The 17,251-nt window shown below is 67.2% G+C and carries 13 protein-coding genes; 10 read left to right on the forward strand and 3 right to left on the reverse strand.

Annotated features, from left to right (window positions below):
* Positions 1–17 precede the first annotated feature (17 nt).
* The 10 genes from HH212_RS21435 to HH212_RS21480 all read left to right on the forward strand — a co-directional run bounded on the left by HH212_RS21435 (position 18) and on the right by HH212_RS21480 (position 13,718).
* The gene (locus tag HH212_RS21435) at positions 18–1,457 is read left to right on the forward strand and encodes a tagaturonate reductase (RefSeq protein WP_170204354.1); all 1,440 of its coding nucleotides are present in this window, start codon (positions 18–20) and stop codon (positions 1,455–1,457) included.
* A gap of 95 nt (positions 1,458–1,552) precedes the next feature.
* Positions 1,553–2,860, forward strand: a complete 1,308-nt coding sequence (locus HH212_RS21440) for an MFS transporter (protein ID WP_170204355.1) — start codon at positions 1,553–1,555, stop codon at positions 2,858–2,860.
* Positions 2,861–2,983: 123 nt separating this feature from the next.
* Positions 2,984–4,258 carry a porin gene (locus HH212_RS21445; RefSeq protein WP_170204356.1) on the forward strand — a complete coding sequence of 425 codons (1,275 nt, stop codon included), beginning with the start codon at positions 2,984–2,986 and terminating at the stop codon, positions 4,256–4,258.
* Positions 4,259–4,388: 130 nt separating this feature from the next.
* Entirely contained in the window at positions 4,389–6,482 is a 2,094-nt protein-coding gene (locus HH212_RS21450) for a glycoside hydrolase family 28 protein (RefSeq protein WP_370663941.1), read from the forward strand.
* Between the two features lie 109 nt (positions 6,483–6,591).
* Positions 6,592–7,542, forward strand: coding sequence for a 2-dehydro-3-deoxygluconokinase (gene kdgK / locus HH212_RS21455; protein WP_170204358.1), 951 nt, complete (start codon positions 6,592–6,594; stop codon positions 7,540–7,542).
* A gap of 59 nt (positions 7,543–7,601) precedes the next feature.
* On the forward strand, positions 7,602–8,345 hold the full coding sequence (locus HH212_RS21460; protein ID WP_229217399.1) for a GntR family transcriptional regulator: 744 nt from the start codon (positions 7,602–7,604) through the stop codon (positions 8,343–8,345).
* 108 nt (positions 8,346–8,453) lie between these two features.
* The gene (locus HH212_RS21465) at positions 8,454–10,037 is read left to right on the forward strand and encodes a methyl-accepting chemotaxis protein (RefSeq protein WP_170204359.1); all 1,584 of its coding nucleotides are present in this window, start codon (positions 8,454–8,456) and stop codon (positions 10,035–10,037) included.
* A 108-nt stretch (positions 10,038–10,145) separates the two neighbouring features.
* Positions 10,146–10,859, forward strand: a complete 714-nt coding sequence (locus HH212_RS21470; protein ID WP_170204360.1) for a glutathione S-transferase family protein — start codon at positions 10,146–10,148, stop codon at positions 10,857–10,859.
* 41 nt (positions 10,860–10,900) lie between these two features.
* A complete protein-coding gene (locus HH212_RS21475) occupies positions 10,901–12,106 on the forward strand; it encodes a DUF2863 family protein (RefSeq protein ID WP_170204361.1) in 1,206 nt (401 codons plus the stop codon).
* 436 nt (positions 12,107–12,542) lie between these two features.
* On the forward strand, positions 12,543–13,718 hold the full coding sequence (locus tag HH212_RS21480; protein ID WP_170204362.1) for a glycosyltransferase family 1 protein: 1,176 nt from the start codon (positions 12,543–12,545) through the stop codon (positions 13,716–13,718).
* A gap of 114 nt (positions 13,719–13,832) precedes the next feature.
* Here HH212_RS21480 and HH212_RS21485 read toward each other — a convergent pair whose 3' ends face one another.
* The 3 genes from HH212_RS21485 to glf all read right to left on the reverse strand — a co-directional run bounded on the left by HH212_RS21485 (position 13,833) and on the right by glf (position 16,965).
* Positions 13,833–15,122 (reverse strand): PQQ-dependent sugar dehydrogenase, encoded by a 1,290-nt coding sequence (locus HH212_RS21485; RefSeq protein WP_370663942.1) that lies wholly within the window; start codon positions 15,120–15,122, stop codon positions 13,833–13,835.
* A 31-nt stretch (positions 15,123–15,153) separates the two neighbouring features.
* Complete coding sequence (locus HH212_RS21490) at positions 15,154–15,594, reverse strand: DUF2231 domain-containing protein (protein WP_170204363.1); 441 nt, start codon at positions 15,592–15,594, stop codon at positions 15,154–15,156.
* A 216-nt stretch (positions 15,595–15,810) separates the two neighbouring features.
* Positions 15,811–16,965, reverse strand: coding sequence for a UDP-galactopyranose mutase (glf, locus tag HH212_RS21495; protein WP_170204364.1), 1,155 nt, complete (start codon positions 16,963–16,965; stop codon positions 15,811–15,813).
* Positions 16,966–17,251 lie beyond the last annotated feature (286 nt).

Genomic DNA, 17,251 nt, shown 5'->3' on the forward strand with positions numbered 1-17,251 from the left:
ACAGCATCAAGGAAAACATGGAACAGCTACACCGCAGCGCGCCGTTCGCGCTGCCCATCAAGGTCCTGCAGTTCGGCCAGGGCAACTTCATGCGCGGCTTCTTCGATTGGCAGGTCGACCTGCTGAACGAGCGCACCGGGCTGGATGCCGGCGTGGTGATCGTGCGCCCGCGCGGCGGCAAGCCGGGCGCCGATGCCACCCCGCTGCTGGACGTGCAGGACGGCCTGTTCACCGTGCTGGTGCGCGGCCTGGACGAAGCCGGCAACGCCGTCAAGGCCTACCGCAAAGTCGAGTGCGTGCAGCGCGAGATCGATCCCAACGCCGCCTATGGGGATTACCTGGCGCTGGCCGCCAATCCGGATGTGCGCTTCGTGGTCTCGAACACCACCGAGGCCGGCATCGCCGTCAACGACAGCGACCGCTTCGACGATGCGCCGCCCGTGGCCTTTCCGGCCAAGCTGGCCCAGTTCATGTTCGCACGCTGGCAGGCCTTCGAAGGCGCGGCCGACAAGGGCCTGGTGCTGCTGCCGTGCGAGCTGATCGACAAGAACGGCCCGGCCCTGAAGGCCGCGGTGCTGCACTTCGCGCGCCTGTGGAAGCTGGACGCCGGCTTCGCCGGCTGGGTCGAGAACGCCTGTACCTTCTGCTCGACGCTGGTCGACCGCATCGTCACCGGCTACCCGGCGGCGGATGCCGAGCAGGTGGCCCGGGACCTGGGCTACCAGGACCGGTTCCTGGTCGCGGCCGAATACTATTACCTGTTCGTGATCCAGGGGCCGAGCTGGGTCGGCGAGGAGCTGAAGCTGGCCGGCGCCGGCCTCAACGTGAAACTCGTCGACGACATTACGCCGTATAAAAAGCGCAAGGTCGGCATCCTCAACGGCGGCCACACCGCGCTGGTGCCGGTGGCCCTGCTGGCCGGCCTGGAAGCGGTGGGTCCGGCGGTCGAGGATGCCGCCGTCGGCGCCTTTTTGCGCGCCGCCATCGACGAGGAGATCATCCCGGCGCTGGAGATGGACCGCGCCGCGCTGCGCGATTTCGCCGGCGACGTGCTGCGCCGTTTCCGCAACCCGGCCATCCACCACAAGCTGTCGGCGATCGCCTTGAACAGCTGGAGCAAGTTCGCCGCGCGCGTGATGCCGCAGCTGCTGCGCTACGCCGAGCTGAACGCCGGCCGCCTGCCGCGCCGCCTGGTGCTGGCGCTGGCCGCCACGATGGTGCTGTACCGCGGCGCGGTAATCGACCTGTCCGACGACGCCGCCACGCTCGACTGGTTCCGCCAGGGCTGGGCGCAGGTCGATGCCGGCGCCTGGTCGCACGCGCAGCTGGCCGCCGGCTGGCTGGCCAACGGCGCGCTGTGGGGCAGGGACCTGAACGCCGTGCCCGGCCTGGCCGACGCGGTCACGCTCGCGCTCGAGCAGATCGGCCAGCAGGGCATCCGCGCACTGCTGGACTGAACCCACCCTTCACCTAAAGAGGCCGCCCACGGCCCCGGATGGCGCACGCCCGGCGTGCGCACGCCACCCCTTTGCCCGCAGCGGCAGGAGACAACATGAACAAGATGAAAGGCATGCGCTGGTGGATGGTCGGACTGGTCACGTTCGGCCTGATCGTCAACTACCTGGCGCGCAACACCCTGTCGGTCGCCGCGCCGACCATGATGAAGGACCTGTCGATCACCACCACCGAGTATTCGTACATCGTGGTGGCCTGGCAGATCTGCTACGCGGTGATGCAGCCGGTGGCCGGTTTCGTGCTGGACGCGGTCGGCACCAAGATCGGCTTCGCCGCGTTCGCGCTGGCCTGGTCGGTGGCCTGCGCCGGCGCCGCGCTGGCCAGCGGCTGGCAGAGCATGGCCTTCTTCCGCGGCCTACTGGGCCTGACCGAGGCGGCCGGCATCCCGGCCGGCGTGAAAGCGACCACCGAATGGTTCCCGGCGAAGGAGCGCTCGGTGGCGATCGGCTGGTTCAACATCGGTTCCTCGATCGGCGCCCTGTGCGCGCCGCCGCTGGTGGTCTGGACCATCCTGCACGGTACCTGGCAGATGTCCTTCGTCGTGGTCGGCGCCATCGGCATCGTCTGGACGCTGCTGTGGGTGCTGTTCTACAAGCACCCGCGCGACCAGAAGCGCCTGTCGGACGCCGAGCGCGACTACATCCTGTCCGGCCAGGACACGGCCTTCCAGGACGCGCCGGGCCAGGGCAGCGTGGCCAAGGCCTCGTGGAAGCAGATCGTCAGGAGCCGCAACTTCTGGTCGATCGCGATCCCGCGCTTCCTGTCGGAACCGGCGTGGCAGACCTTCAACGCCTGGATTCCGCTGTACATGGCGACCGAGCGCCACATGGACCTGAAAGAGATCGCCGCCTTCGCCTGGTTGCCGTTCCTGGCCGCCGACATTGGCTGCGTGCTGGGCGGCTACCTGTCGCCGCTGTTCCACAAGCATTTCAAGGTATCGCTGTTCAACTCGCGCAAGTGGGTCATGACCGTGGGCGCGCTGTCGATGGTGGCGCCGGGCTGCATCGGCCTGGTGGCCAGCCCCTACACCGCGATCTTCCTGCTGTGCATCGGCGGCTTCGCGCACCAGGTGCTGTCCGGCGCGCTGTATTCGATCACGTCGGACGTGTTCGGCAAGAACGAGGTGGCCACCGCCACCGGCCTGGCCGGCATGTCCGGCTACCTGGGCGCGACCGTGTTCACGCTGGTGTTCGGCGTGCTGGTCAAGGTCGTCGGCTACAGCCCGCTGTTCGCGGTGCTGGCGGTGTTCGACGTACTGGCCTGCATCGTGGTGTGGTCGCTGGTGCGCGACAAGAGCGGCCCGAATTCTCCCATCAAACCGAGACCGTCCCTGAAGACGGCTTAGGCCCTGTATCAGCAGGTCCGACCCGAGCAACCAAGCTGCAAGCAATGACGTAAGAGCAGTACTGGTTTTTTGCATGAAGCCCGCGCGAGCGGGTGCCAACTACACAAAGCAAGAGAGCATCACATGACGCAATTCATCATCGCCAGGAAGACCGTCCTGGCAGCCGCAGCCCTGGCATGCCTGGCAAACGCGGCCCAGGCCGAGACCACCCTCGGCGAACTGGCCAACCTGAAGGTCGACACCACCATCTACGGCTTCCTCAACGGACAGCTGGAATCGGTGCGCGCCACCGGCGGCGCGACGCCGTACGACAGCCGCGGCCGCGTCTCGGACGGCAATTCGCGCCTGGGCTTCCGCGGCAACATCGGCGTGACCGACGATTTGAAGGGCGTGTGGCAGATCGAAGCCGCGCTCAACAACTTCGACCAGGGCGGCGTGAACAACCGCGGCGAATCGACCTCGCTGACCTCGCGCAACACCTACGTCGGCATCGAGAGCGCCCGCTTCGGCACCTTCGTGGTCGGCAACAACGATTCCGTGTACCGCAGCCTGATCGGTTCGGGCGGCGAACTGGGCGGCAACCTGGGCCTGACCGTGCGCGGCCTGGACGTCTGGAACAACACCTCGGCCCAGTTGTCCGGCAACGCCGACAGCATCTTCTCGCGCGGCGAGGCGCGCTACAAGAACTCGGCGCACTACCTGTCGCCGGTGGTCTACGGCCTGCAGGTCGGCGCGTCCTACGGCTTCGACGAAAGCCAGGACAGCAACACCGACCGCGGCCGCTGGTCGGTGGCCGCCAAGTACGTCTGGGGTCCGCTGTCGCTGGGCCTCGGCTACGACCGCCAGAACAACACCGGGGTCAACACCACCGCGCTGGTCGAAGGCATCGGCTTCCGCACCATGGATTCGTCGGGCGTGAACACCAGCTTCGCCAAGGCGGTGGCGACGTACCGCCTGCCGACCCATACCACCATCGGCCTCGGCTTCGAGCAGGGCAAGTACGGCTACGAGGATGCCCCGGTGCCGACCGCCGGCAGCTTCTACACCGGCGTCACCTACGGCAGCATGAAGCAGAACGCGGTCATGGCCTCGGTGACCCAGCAGGTCGGCCGCGCCACCGTGATGGCCTCGGCCGGCAAGCTGTTCGACCTCAGGAACGCGACCTTCGCGCGCGCCGGCGACTACCGCGCCAACCAGTACTCGCTGGGCGCGATCTACGACCTGAACCGCTACCTGAGCCCGTACGTGTACTACACCAAGATCCGCAACGGCAGCCAGCAGAGCGTGAACCTGGGCCAGTCGCCGATCTACAGCAACAACAGCGGCTCGGAAGACGCCTTCCTGGCGCCGGGCAACAGCCCGCGCGCCTTCGGCATCGGCCTGATCGCGCGCTTCTGATCGCGCGCTTTTGATCGCGCCCGCGGCCGCACGCACTTCGACATACGAAACACATAAAGAGACACCGGAGCAGCACATGAACCAGCAACACCACAAACCGGCCGCCACCCGCGCGCGCCTGATCCTGCCGATGGCCGCCGCGGTCGCGGCCGCCCTGTCCGCCTGCGGCGGGGGCGGCGGCGGCGGCTCGGCCGAATCGGCGGTCGCCTACACCGCCGGCGCCGTGTACCAGGTCGGCACCACCACCTACGACGCCAACCTGCCGGCCGAGCCGACCCTGCCGACCGACGCGCAAGTCTGCGCCACGCTGGAAGCGAGCAACAACCTGGTGCGCCGTCCGGACGGCTCGCTGCCGCCGGAAGCCGACCCGAGCAAGGCCGGCGTAGGCGTGGCCGCCGACGCCGCCGTGATCAACCCGGACCAGGCCCGCATCCAGGCCGCGCTGGACGCCTGCGGCGCCGCCGTGGAAGCGGAAGTCGGCGCCAAGATCGCCGCCGCCGACGCCAGCGCCACCGCCAGCCAGAAGGCGGCGGCCAAGCCGAACGTCAACATCGCCGGCGTCTCGGGCGAGGAACTGGCCAAGCCGGCATACAAAGCCAGCAAGTTCGCGGTGCGCCTAGTGGTGAACTCCAAGGGCCCGGGCAACGGCTTCATCTCCGGCCCGCTGACCTTGCCGTCCGGCGTGACCCTGTGGATCGACAAGGGCGCCACCCTGTACGCCACGCGCGATGCGAAAGCCTATTCGCCCAACGCGGCCGGCCCGTACTGCGCCAACACCGCGGTGTCCGCCACCAAGGCCGGTTCCTCGTCGAACTGCTCGCCCCTGATCGGCGGCAACAACCTGGTCAACGCGGCGGTGATGGGCGACGGCGCCATCGACAGCCGCGGCTACGCCGAGATCGTCACCACCGACAAGCTGTACCCGATCATGAAGGTCGACCAGACCTGCTCGAACACCTACGCCGCCTACGCCAAGGGCCAGCAGGCCGCCGACAACACCCCGTGCGACGACGGCGGCACCTTCGTCAACTCGAAGTCCTCGGTGCGCAACATGACCTGGTGGGACCTGGCCTACCTGGGCAACATGGTCCAGAACGGCACCACCGGCTACGGTTCGCAGTCGAACTTCCGCATGATGGTGTTCAACTACGCCAAGAACCTGACCCTGTACCGCATCACCCTCAACAACAGCGCCAACTTCCACGTGGTGCCGAGCGGCGTCGACGGCCTGACCGTGTGGGGCGTGAAGGTGCAGACGCCGTCGCTGGCGGCGTTCGCCAACCCGGCCGGCAACGGCAACCCGCTGTACACCGGCGAGGTGTTCACCGAAGACAACGTCAAGAATACCGACGCCTTCGACCCGGGTTCGTCCTCGAAGGCGATCTCCGACTACCTCGGCACCGGCAGCAGCACCAAGTCGGCCGCCAAGATGTCGTTCGACGGCTACCTGAAGAACTTCGTGTTCGCCTATAACTACGTGTCGACCGGCGACGACGACATGGCGTTCAAGGGCAGCCAGAACCCGAGCCCGGCAGGTTCCGGCCTGCCCGGCATCGACGGCAACCGCGACGTCCGCTCCGACCGCAAGTACGGCATGGTGGTGGCGCACAACCACATCTACTACGGCCACGGCATCTCGGTCGGCTCCGAGACCAATGCCGGCGTGACCAACATCGAGGTCTACGACAATGCCTTCAGCGATTCGGAAGAGGGCTTGCGCATCAAGTCGGACTATGCGCGCGGCGGCGAGGTCAGCAACGTGCACTACAAGAACATCTGCGTCAAGGATGCGCTGAACGCACTGCTGTTCACCCCGTACTACTCGACCAAGGCGCTGCCGGCGGCCGGCCCGCTGTTCCCGAACTTCCATGACATCACCATGGAAAACGTGCGCATCCAGGGCAAGTCGGCGGTCAAGCTGCAGGGCTTCCAGGCGAATACCGGCGGCTTCGGCAACCCGCAATACCCGCTGGGCATGACCATGACCAACGTGGTGGCGGACGCGCCGGACAGCATCGCGCTGACCACCTCGGACGCCAACCTGACGATCAAGGGCGTGAACCTGCCGCTGATCGCGAATGCGGACAACCGCAACCTGATCAACGGCGTGCCGACCAAGGCGGTCGATCCGTCCAAGGTGGTGGATTGCTCGCGCGCCTACGTCGACTTCCCGGCCATCGGCTCCTCGAACTTCTTCGGGTCGACCTGGGACTCGCGCAAGTAATATTGCAGCACGGCGGCCCGCGCAGGCCGGCCGCCGGCCCCGTCTGCCCCGCGGCGGGCGGGGTTTTTTTACGAACACGACGACAACGATGTCAATTACGAGGAACGACATGGAAGCACACACCGTCTACGCGATCGGCGAATGCATGATCGAACTGCAGCGCGGCGCCGCCCCGGGGGGCGCCCACGCGTCCATGGACTACCGCTTCGGCGGCGACACGCTGAACGCGGCGGTCTACATGGCGCGCCTGCTGGATCCGGCAACCACGCGCGTGGCCTACGTCACCGGCCTGGGCGTGGACGGCATGTCGCAGGAAATGCTGGCCAGCTGGGAAGCCGAAGGCATCGACACCGGCAGCGTGCAGCGCCTGCCGGAGCGCCTGCCCGGCATCTACCTGATCGAGACCGATCCGGACGGCGAGCGCCGCTTCCATTACTGGCGCCAGGATTCGGCGGCGCGCCACTGGCTGGAAGCGCCCGAGGCCGGCAAGGTGCTGGTGCAGCTGGCGGCGGCGCGCATGGTGTATTTGTCCGGCATCAGCCTGGCGATCCTGTCGCCGGCCGACCGCGAACTCCTGATGTCCGCGCTGGCCCAGTGCCGCGCGCGCGGCGGCAGCGTGGTGTTCGACAACAACTACCGCCCGCGCCTGTGGGAAAACGCGGCCACCGCGCGCGAAGTCTACCTGCGCGTGCTGGCCAACACCGACATCGCGCTGCTGACCCTGGACGACGAGGTGGCGCTGTACGGCGCGCACACGGCGCGCGAGGCGGTCGAGCGCACCCGCGCCCTGGGCGTGAACGAGGTGGTGGTCAAATGCGGCGCCGAACCCTGCCTGGTGTGGGTCGAAGGCGAGCTGCACGAGGTGGCGCCGCAGCCGGTGCCGGACGTGGTCGACACCACCGCCGCCGGCGACTCGTTCGGCGCGGCCTACATGGCGGCGCGCCTGTCGGGGCGCGGTCCGCAGGACGCCGCCCGCGCCGGCCACCGCCTGGCGGGGGCCGTGATCCGCGTGCGCGGCGCGGTGATTCCGCGCAGCGCGATGCCGCCGGCCGAGGCGTGAGCGAACGCGTCGGCTAACCGATCACCCCGCGATCGCCCCAGTTTCGCTACACTTGCGACATGACTTGTCAAACCAATCCGACCTCCGCGGCGCGCGCCAGGGCCGAACCGGGCGCCGAATCCGGCATCAGCGCGGCGCGCCGGGTGTACCTGGCGCTGCGCCAGCGCATCGTCGAAATGAGCATGCTGCCCGGTGAACGCATCGTCGAACGCGACATCGCCGTGGAATTCGGCACCAGCCGCACCCCGGTGCACGAAGCCGTGCAGCGCCTCGCCGACGAAGGCCTGGTCGAGGTGATCCCGCGCTCCGGCACCTTCGTCGCGCGCATTCCGCTCGATGCGCTGGAAGAAGCCAACCTGGTGCGCCATGCGCTGGAAACCGCGATCATCGAAAAGGCGGCCCGGCGCACCGACGCCGCCGGCGTGGCGCGCCTGCGCGCCATCCTCGAGGAACAGGCGGTGGCCATCGCCGCCCGCGACTTCCGCGCCTTCCACCGCACCGACGAAGCCTTCCATGCGGCGCTGGCCGACTTGTCCGGCTGCCCCGGCGTGTGGCCGATGATCCAGCAGGCCAAGACGCAGATGGACCGCTACCGCCAGCTGACGCTGCCGCTCGAAGGGCGCATGGCCGGCGTGCTGGAGGAACACCGCGCCGTGGTCGAGGCCATCGCCGCCGGCGACGCCGCGCGCGCCACCGCCGCCATGCGCGAACACCTCGACCATGTAATGCCGGTGTTGGAAATCACACGAAAACTGCGCCCGGAATACTTCACGGCGCACCTCGACGGCCGGCCCCCACGGTAAAATTGCTCTAGATCAACAGCCGCGTCGTCGCCGCACTGTCCCGTGCCGGCGACGGCCGGCAAGCGCCCGCCGTACCCATCGCCGCGCGCCGTTTCAGAAAGAACCGCCATGAAAGTCTCCACCCGCCTGCTGGTCCTGGTCGGCGCCGCCGTCCTGGCCCTCGCCACCCTGGGCGCCCTCGGTCTATATACCTTGCAACACGCGCTGCTGAGCGGCCGCGAAGCGGAAATCGCCAACATGCTGCGCATGGGCGAACACCTGGTGTCCCACTACCACGACCAGGAAACGCAGGGGCGCATGACGCGCGCCCAGGCCCAGGCGGCCGCCAGGGATGCGCTGACCCAGCTCAACAACGACGGCAAGAGCTACTACTGGGTGCGCCTGCCGGATGGCCTCAACCTGGTGCATCCGAACCCGGCCAACGTCGGCAAGGTCGCCCAGGGCGAGACGGTGGACGGGCGCCCGGACGCCGAGGCCTACCGAGAAGCCCTGGCGCGCGGGCGCGTGGCCCTGGTCACCATGAAGACCAAGCACCCGGTCACCGGCCAGATGGCCGGCAAGCTGAACGGCGTCATCGCCTTCGAACCGTGGGACTGGTGGATCGGCACCGGCTTCTTCAGCGACGACATCGACGCCGTGTTCCGCGCCTCGGCGGCGCGCTTCTGGCTGGTGTTCGTGGCGGCGCTGGGCCTGATCGCGCTGCTGGGCTGGCGCCTGGTGCGCAGCATCAACCGCCAGCTGGGCGCCGATCCGGCCGAGGCCGCGGCGGTCACGCGCCGCATCGCCGCCAAGGACCTGTCGCAGGCGGTGCCGCTGGCCGGCGTGCCCGAGGGCAGCCTGCTGCGCGCCATCGCCGGCATGCAGGACGAGCTGGCCGGCACCGTGCGCCGCATCCGCGGCCATTCGGCCAGCATCGCCGACGCCTCGCGCCAGATCGCCGCCGGCAACCTCGACCTGTCGGCACGCACCGAGTCGCAGGCCAGCGCGCTGGAGCAGACCGCCGCCGCGATGGAAGAGCTGACCGGCACCGTGCGCCAGAACGCCGAGCACGCGCTGCAGGCCGACGCGCTGGCGCGGCGCGCATCGGGCGCGGCGCAGGGCGGCGGCGCCGTGATGGCCGACGTGGTGCGCAGCATGGAGGCGATCCAGGCCTCGTCGACGCGCATCGCGGACATCATCGGCGTGATCGACGGCATCGCCTTCCAGACCAACATCCTGGCCCTGAACGCGGCCGTGGAGGCGGCGCGCGCCGGCGAGCAGGGCAGGGGCTTCGCGGTGGTGGCGGCCGAGGTGCGTTCGCTGGCGCAGCGCTCGGCGGGCGCCGCCAGCGAGATCAAGACCCTCATCGAGGCCTCGGTCGGCGAGGTCGGCAACGGCGGCCGCCTGGTGGCGCAGGCCGGCGCCGCGATGGACACCATCGTCGGCGAGATCCGGCAAGTGAGCGCGATCATCGGCGAGATCTCGGCCGCCAGCGGCGAGCAGACCCAGGGCATCGACCAGATCAACGCGGCGATCATGGGCATGGACGGCGTGACCCAGCAGAACGCCGCGCTGGTGGAGCAGGCCGCGGCCGGCGCCGGCTCGCTGCAGGAGCTGGCGCAGGAGCTCGATGCGCTGGTGGCGGTGTTCCGCCTGGAGGCGGGCGCCGGTGCGGCCGGCAGCCATGCCGGCGCCGCGCGCCTCGCCGCCTGACGAAGCGGACGGGCGGCGGCACGAATCCGCACCTTCTGCAATAATGGATCCGGCCCTTCCGTGGTGAAGGGCCTTTTTTTTTGCATTCGAAACCAGGAGAAACGCCCCATGAGCGACAAGCTGCGCCTGCTGACATCCCCGTCCGCCTTTCCCAACCCGCAACGCGTGCGCCTGTTCATGCACGAAAAGGGCATCGCCGACGCCTTCGACGAAACCGTCTACGACATGAGCCCCGGCGGCGACCAGCGCAAGTGGCCGCACCTCAAGATGAACCCGTGGGGCGAGACCCCGACCCTGCTGCTGGCGGACGGCGGCTACCTGTCCGAGACCGCCGCCATCGTGCGTTACCTCGACCAGGCCTATCCGGGGCGCAAGATCATGGGAGAATCGGCGCTCGAGCAGGGACAGGATACGATGTGGGAAAACCGCATCTGGATCCACGTGCTGTACCGCATCGTCACCATGTTCCACGTGATGCACCAGGGCCTGGGACCGAAGCTGGAACTGACCAGCAATCCGCAGTGGGGCGAGCACTGCCGCAAGGAGGCGCTGGCGCACGCCGCGCTGGTCGACCGCCACCTGGCCGACGGCCGTCCCTGGATGCTGGGCGGCGACGACCCGACCTTCGCCGACATCACGCTGTGCGTGGCGATCGCCTTCTCCAAGTTCCCGGTGAACGCCACCCCGCTGGACGAGCGCTTCGAGCACCTGGACGCCCTGTGGCGGCGCTGGCAGCAGCGCCCCGGCTTCCAGCGTGCCTATGCCGACGGCGGCAGCGGCCTGGACGAACTGGCGCACCTGGCGGCGCCGGCGCGCGCCTGATTTGCTAACATGGCGGCTTGTCCACTTTTGACGATGCCGCCATGCCCAAGAACAAGCGCCCCGCACCCCGCAAGACCGTCAAGCCGGCGGCGGAGACAGACCACGACGCGCTGGCGCAGAACCTGGTCGACCTGGCGCTCGAGATCGCCGAGCGCGAAGACCAGGACCCCGCCGCCTCGCAGGCGCGCGAGCAGGACGCGCTGACGCTGGTGCGGCGCCTGCTGCGCCGCGGCCAGGACGAGCCGCTGGTCGGCGCCATCGAACTGGCGCGCTACACCGATGCCGGCGCCTGCCGCTGGCTGCGCGAATGCATCGAGGAAGAATCCGCCACGCTGCGCCTGCGCCTGGACGAGGAAGAATTCGAGATCGACGCGTTCATGATCCCGCTGTTCGTCAACAGCAACGGCGGCCTGGTCGAAGCGGACGTATTCCAGGACGACACCGCCTTCGAGGCGTTGAACGACAGCTTCCGCCAGGCCGGCCTGGCCAGCGCCGACAGCCGCGTGGTGCTGGTGCGCCACCTGTACGACCTCGACGAGGTCGACCGCGTGCGCTACAGCGACCTGCAGGCCATGCTGCGCGAAGCGGCGCAGTCGATGCGTTCGAAAAAGCCGGCGGCGGCGCCGGCGATCGAGGCCAGCATCCGCGGCTGGCAGCCGGGCGAGGCCGGCATCGACGAGGAGACGATGGAACTGCGCTTCCTGCTCGGCTTCGTGCTGAAACACGCCGACGACCCGTTCTACCACGTGCCCGCCGACGAGGCCGCGGCCGACGCGTACTACGAGGGCCGCATGGCGCGCTACCGCATGTGGGCCGGCGCCATCGCGCCGCTGCTGCAGCGCAACCTGGCGCGTGCCGGCAACGGGCTGGAGCTGAATTTCCTGTACCAGGACCTGTTCTACGGCGCCAAGGAACAGGGCGTGGCCGAACTCGGCATGCTGGCCACGCTGGCCGAGGTCAACGCGCGCCTGGACGAGCTCGACCGCGATCCGCAGCGCATCAAGGCGGTGGTGGCGCCGCACGACGGCGGCGACCAGGCGCTGCTGCGCATCAACCTGTACGCGCTCGGCGGCGGCGCACCGCTGGCCACGGTCGACAAGCCGGTCGATTTGTCGGCCGACATCGAGATCGACCTGCAGGACCTGTGCGACGCCCTCGGTCCGCTCGGCCTGGACGGCGTGCTGGTGGCGCGCGCCTTCGACGCCGGCGGCGAGCCGGAAGGCGCCGAACCCTACCTCGACGTCTGATCATCGCGATCCGGGCCGCATGGACCATGCGGCCTGTCCCGTTTCGTCCTGCCACAGGTCTTTTGACTCTTTGTTTCAATCCAGGCTGGCGAAACGCAATGAACCGGCGCGCAAGGCTACCAAACGACCCGCGCACGTTTGCCTGCTCGGGAACGAATGATGACTTTTCGTAGTGTTTTTTCCTGTATGAACGTAGGACTGAACCTACAAAAATCGCGGAATTTCACATCGCTCCCAGGGAAGCCACGCTATTCAATTGGTCAGACCATTTCTGACCGGCATGAACGTGATTCCTGGTGGAAAATATTGGGAAAATTGCATGTTAAAATAGTAGGGTCGGGTTGGAATAATAGCGCCGGTCCATGAAACGCATCCCATGCCATCCGACTTGAATCCAGATTAACCAGAACGCCGCCAAAGGCGAAAGGAATACAACATGCCGACCCTGATCGTGTTTTGCCATTTGCGCTGGGACTTCGTCTTTCAGCGTCCCCAGCACCTGATGACGCGTCTGGCGGAACACTACAACATCCTGTTCGTGGAAGAGCCGGTGCATCACGACGGGGAGGCATACCTGAGCAAGACCGAAGTGGCGCCGCACATCACCGTGTGCCGTCCGCATACCCCGATCCACCAGTGGGGCTTCCACGACGACCAGCTGCCGACCCTGAACACCCTGCTGGCCGACCTGGTGCCGGCCGGCGAGCGTCCGGTGGTCTGGTTCTACACCCCGATGGCGTTGCCGCTGCTGCAGAACTTCGACCCGTCGCTGGTGGTGTACGACTGCATGGACGAACTGGCCGCCTTCAAGAACCCGCCGAAGCAGCTGCTGCAGCGCGAGAGCGCGCTGCTGAACATCGCCGACCTGTGCTTCACCGGCGGCCCCAGCCTGTACGAAGCGAAGAAGGACCGTCACCCGAACGCCCACTGCTTCTCCAGCAGCGTCGACGCCAAGCATTTCCAGCAGGCGCGCAACCGCGACAACAGCCACCCGGACCAGGCCGCCATCCCGCATCCGCGCCTGGGCTTCTACGGCGTGATCGACGAGCGCTTCGACACCGACCTGATCAAGCAGGCCGCCGCCGCCCGTCCGGACTGGCAATTCGTGCTGGTCGGCCCGGTGGTCAAGATCGACCCGGCCCACCTGCCGCAAGCCGCCAACATCCACTACATGGGCCAGCGCACCTATGACGAACTGCCGAAGTTCCTGGCCGGCTGGGACGTCTGCCTCCTGCCGTTCGCGCTGAACGAATCGACCAAGTTCATCAGCCCGACCAAGGTGCTGGAATACATGGCCGCCGAACTGCCGTCGGTCAGCACCCCGATCACCGACGTCAAGGTGCCGTACGGCGACGTGGTCGCCATCGCCGACTCGCCGGAAGCCTTCGTGGCCGCCTGCGAGCGCATGCTGAACGCGTCCGGCGAAGAGATGGCCGCCCTGAAGGAACGCATGCGCGCCGTGGTCGCCGGTACCTCGTGGGACAACACCGCCGCCAGCATGCATCGCCTGATCCAGGCCGCCAAGCCGCGCACCAAGGCCGAGCGCCTGAACGCCTCGGGCGCCAAGGCGGAAGCGGGCAACGAGGAACTGATGCCGGTGCAGGCTGCGTAAGGGAATTGCCGCCGCGGGCGGCCCCGTCAGGGGCAGCGCCGCCGGCGTCCGCTGAAAAAAACCGCCCGGTGCGATGCGCCGGGCGGTTTTTTTGTTTCATCGGACCTGGCCGATCTAGCGCTTCGCGGTCACGCGCCAGACGGTGTTGCCGACGTCGTCGGCGATCAGCAGCGCCCCATCCGCGTCCTGGGCCAGCCCCACCGGCGCACCGTACAGGCTTTTCTCGTCGGCCGAGTGGAATCCGGTGACGACCGGTTGCGCCGCGCCCTTGGGCATGCCGTTCTCGAAGGCGACGTACACCACCTGGTAACCGCTCAGGGGCGATCTGTCCCAGCTGCCGTGTTCGCTGACGAAGGCGCCGCCGCGGTATTGCTGCGGCAGGCCGGTTCCGGTATAGAACAGCAGTCCCAGCGCGGCGACGTGCGAACCGAGCGCATAGTCCGGCTTGATGGCTTTCTTGACCATGGCCGGCCGCTGCGGCAGCACGCGCTGGTCGACGTGCTGGCCGTAGTAGCTGTAGGGCCAGCCGTAGAAGCCTTTCTCCTGCACCGAGGTCAGGTAGTCGGGCACCAGGTCGGCGCCGATCTCGTCGCGTTCGTTGGCGATGGCCCACAGCTTGCCGCTCTGCGGCTCCCATTGCAGGCCGGTCGGATTGCGGATACCGGATGCGAATACGCGGCTGCCACCGGTGGCAATATCCACCTCCAGGATGGCGGCGCGCCGGTATTCGACATCCAGGCCGTTTTCCGTGATGTTGCTGTTGGAGCCGATGCCGACATACAGTTTCTTGCCGTCCGGACTGGCCAGCAGGGCCTTGGTCCAATGGTGATTGACGGTGTCGGGCAGGTCGGTCAATTCCTCCCCCGGTTCCGTGATGCTGGTCTGTCCAGGGGTGTAGCGGTACTTCATGATGTTGGTGGTGTTCGCGACATACAAGGTATCGCCGACCAGCTGCATGCCGAACGGCGATTGCAGGTGTTCGAGGAGCACGTGCTTTTCCCATTCGCCGGCAGCGCCCGGCTTCCTGCGCAGCAGGGTGATGCGGTTGCCGCCCTTGGCGCCCTTGCCGGACCGGTTCTTGACGATGCCCGCCACCAGCTGTTTCGGGGTCGTGATCGGTTCCTGGCCGGGACCGTTCGATTCCGCCACCAGCACGTCCTGGTTCGGCAACACGTACAGCTGGCGCGGATGCAGGAGGCCGGAAGCGATCCTTTCGATACCCAGTCCGGCGGCCACTTGCGGCGCCTGCTTGTCCTTCCAGCCGACGCCGTCCGGCACCTGCATCGGCGGTACGAGGAAATTGCGCGCCTGCGGCAACAGCGGGTCGCCGCCCATCTGTTTGGATATGTCGACTTTGGCCTTGTCGTCGCAGGCACTCAACGTCAGCGAAGCGACCAGCGCCATGCCCAGCGCGCCCCAGGCCTTGTGCGTATTCTCACTCATGGCGCAGCTCCCGGAAACCGGCATGTCGCCACGCCATCACGATCCGCCCGAGCGCCATCGCGGCGACGGTGACGACCGACAGCCATACGGCGTCGGGAATCACCGCATACGCATCGCGGCTGTGCACGAAGGCATTGAACAGCGCGGCGACGATGCCGACCAGGTTGAGCCAGAAATCGAGCCTGGCCGCCCGCATCGTGCGGTATTTCCCGAACCAGACCTGGAACAGGTTGATCAACCGCGGCACGATGGCGAACACCAGGCCGATGCTGACCAGCCACGCCGCGAACTTCATCCACAAGATGTCGGCGCTGCGCGCGTAGATCACGTCGAAGATCAGCACGCCCACGAAGAACCCGAACGGTATCGGATCGAGCACGTCGAAGACCGCCGACGCCACCCGCGATGGCGGCGACTCGTTTACTGCTCTCATGCCTGGCACTCCCTCACGTCAACACGGTTCGCGGAAACCGGACGGCCGTCCGGTCTCGAACCGATGTCGGGGAGACTAGCACGCGGATACGGCGCCGGCTGTTCATTACCTTTCGCACATATCCGCGCTTGAAAAGCAATGCGCGCGAAGGTACGGCGCCAATGAAAAACGCCAGCCGAAGCTGGCGTCCTGCTTGCGATGGAGGCGGCCGGCCGGTCAGGCCAGCGGATCGATCGCGAACGCCGGCATGGCGCTCCTGTCCGCGGCGCAAGCCAGGAACTTGTCGGCGGTGATCAGGGCCTCGTTGATGGTGACGTCCATGTCCAGGTAGCGGTAGGTGCCCAGGCGGCCGACGAAGGTCACGTTGGTTTCCTGGCGCGCCAGGTTGACGTAGCCTTCCAGCTGGGCCTTTTCGCGCGCCTGGCGGATCGGGTAGTAGGGCACGTCGGCTTCCTCGCACTGGCGGCTGTACTCCAGGTAGCAGATGGTATTCTCGTGCTGTTCCCACGGGGCGAAGTGCTTGTGCTCGGTGATGCGGGTGTAGCGCTGCGAATTGTCGCAGTAGTTGATCACGGCATTGCCCTGGTAATCGCCCTTGTCGCGGAAGACCTCGAAGTCCAGCGTGCGGTAGGGCAGGCGGCCTTCGGTGTGCTTGAACCAGGCGTCGATCGGGCCGCTGTAGAACACGTGCTCGTAGTCGCCCTTGCTGTCCGGGTCGAACATCGTGTTGAGGTGGACATTGATGCCCGGCACGTCGAGGATCTTCTCGACGATCGCGGTATAGCCGTCCTTCGGCATGCCCTGGTACTTGTGGTTGAAGTAGTTGTCGTCGTAGTTGAAGCGTACCGGCAGGCGCTTCAGGATGCTGGCCGGCAGTTCGCTCGGCTGCAGGCCCCACTGCTTGATGGTATAGGTCTTGAAGAAGGCTTCGTACAGTTCGCGGCCGACGAAGCGCAGCGCTTGCTCTTCGAAGGTGGCCGGGTTCTCGATCGACTTGTCGCCGATGGACGCCATGAAGGCTTGCGCCTCGGCCGGACGGAAGGTCTTGTCGAAGAACTGGTTGATGGTCAGCAGGTTGATCGGCAGGGTGAACACGCGGTCGTTGGTGATCGCCTTGACGCGGTTCACGTAGGGCATGAATTCGCCGAAGCGGTTCACGAATTCCCAGGCGCGTTCATTGTCGGTATGGAAGATGTGGGGGCCGTACACGTGCAGCATGACGCCGGTTTCACTGTCGCGCTCCGAATGACAGTTGCCTGCGATATGGGGGCGCGATTCGAACACGTCCACCTTGTACCCCGCGTGGGCAAGCTGGTTCGCGATCACCGCTCCCGAAAAGCCAGCACCGACGATGGCCACATTCTTTTTCATGGTTTATCCTAACTGATGAGTAATTATCTTCCGTTACGGCCAATACGCTGCCGGCTGGCCAGGCCTCCTGCTCCCCCATACCCGCCGCTGCGGACGCCGGCTTGGACGATGTCCGCAGTGGCCACGCGACTCCCCGGTACGATCGCGGCTGCCCCGCCTGCATGGCCCGACCGGTCGTGATTCTTGTTCTCGGCGGCGCGGTAGGACAGGCCGGCCGGCACCGTGCCGCGGCGCTGGCCCGGGCCACATGCCGGGGCTGACGTCAGACAGATTTCGAAAACGTACC

The organism is Massilia forsythiae, assembly GCF_012849555.1.
Lineage (GTDB): Bacteria > Pseudomonadota > Gammaproteobacteria > Burkholderiales > Burkholderiaceae_D > Telluria > Telluria forsythiae.

What these genes read in the sequence shown, in the direction of transcription:
- HH212_RS21450 (WP_370663941.1), top strand. Translation starts at nt 4,389, where the DNA reads ATGGCCGCCGCGGTCGCGGCCGCCCTGTCCGCCTGCGGCGGGGGCGGC.
- HH212_RS21475 (WP_170204361.1), top strand. Translation starts at nt 10,901, where the DNA reads ATGCCCAAGAACAAGCGCCCCGCACCCCGCAAGACCGTCAAGCCGGCG.
- HH212_RS21480 (WP_170204362.1), top strand. Translation starts at nt 12,543, where the DNA reads ATGCCGACCCTGATCGTGTTTTGCCATTTGCGCTGGGACTTCGTCTTT.
- HH212_RS21470 (WP_170204360.1), top strand. Translation starts at nt 10,146, where the DNA reads ATGAGCGACAAGCTGCGCCTGCTGACATCCCCGTCCGCCTTTCCCAAC.
- HH212_RS21445 (WP_170204356.1), top strand. Translation starts at nt 2,984, where the DNA reads ATGACGCAATTCATCATCGCCAGGAAGACCGTCCTGGCAGCCGCAGCC.
- glf (WP_170204364.1), bottom strand. Translation starts at nt 16,965, where the DNA reads ATGAAAAAGAATGTGGCCATCGTCGGTGCTGGCTTTTCGGGAGCGGTG.
- HH212_RS21485 (WP_370663942.1), bottom strand. Translation starts at nt 15,122, where the DNA reads ATGGCGCTGGTCGCTTCGCTGACGTTGAGTGCCTGCGACGACAAGGCC.
- HH212_RS21465 (WP_170204359.1), top strand. Translation starts at nt 8,454, where the DNA reads ATGAAAGTCTCCACCCGCCTGCTGGTCCTGGTCGGCGCCGCCGTCCTG.
- HH212_RS21435 (WP_170204354.1), top strand. Translation starts at nt 18, where the DNA reads ATGGAACAGCTACACCGCAGCGCGCCGTTCGCGCTGCCCATCAAGGTC.
- HH212_RS21460 (WP_229217399.1), top strand. Translation starts at nt 7,602, where the DNA reads ATGACTTGTCAAACCAATCCGACCTCCGCGGCGCGCGCCAGGGCCGAA.
- HH212_RS21440 (WP_170204355.1), top strand. Translation starts at nt 1,553, where the DNA reads ATGAACAAGATGAAAGGCATGCGCTGGTGGATGGTCGGACTGGTCACG.
- HH212_RS21490 (WP_170204363.1), bottom strand. Translation starts at nt 15,594, where the DNA reads ATGAGAGCAGTAAACGAGTCGCCGCCATCGCGGGTGGCGTCGGCGGTC.
- kdgK (WP_170204358.1), top strand. Translation starts at nt 6,592, where the DNA reads ATGGAAGCACACACCGTCTACGCGATCGGCGAATGCATGATCGAACTG.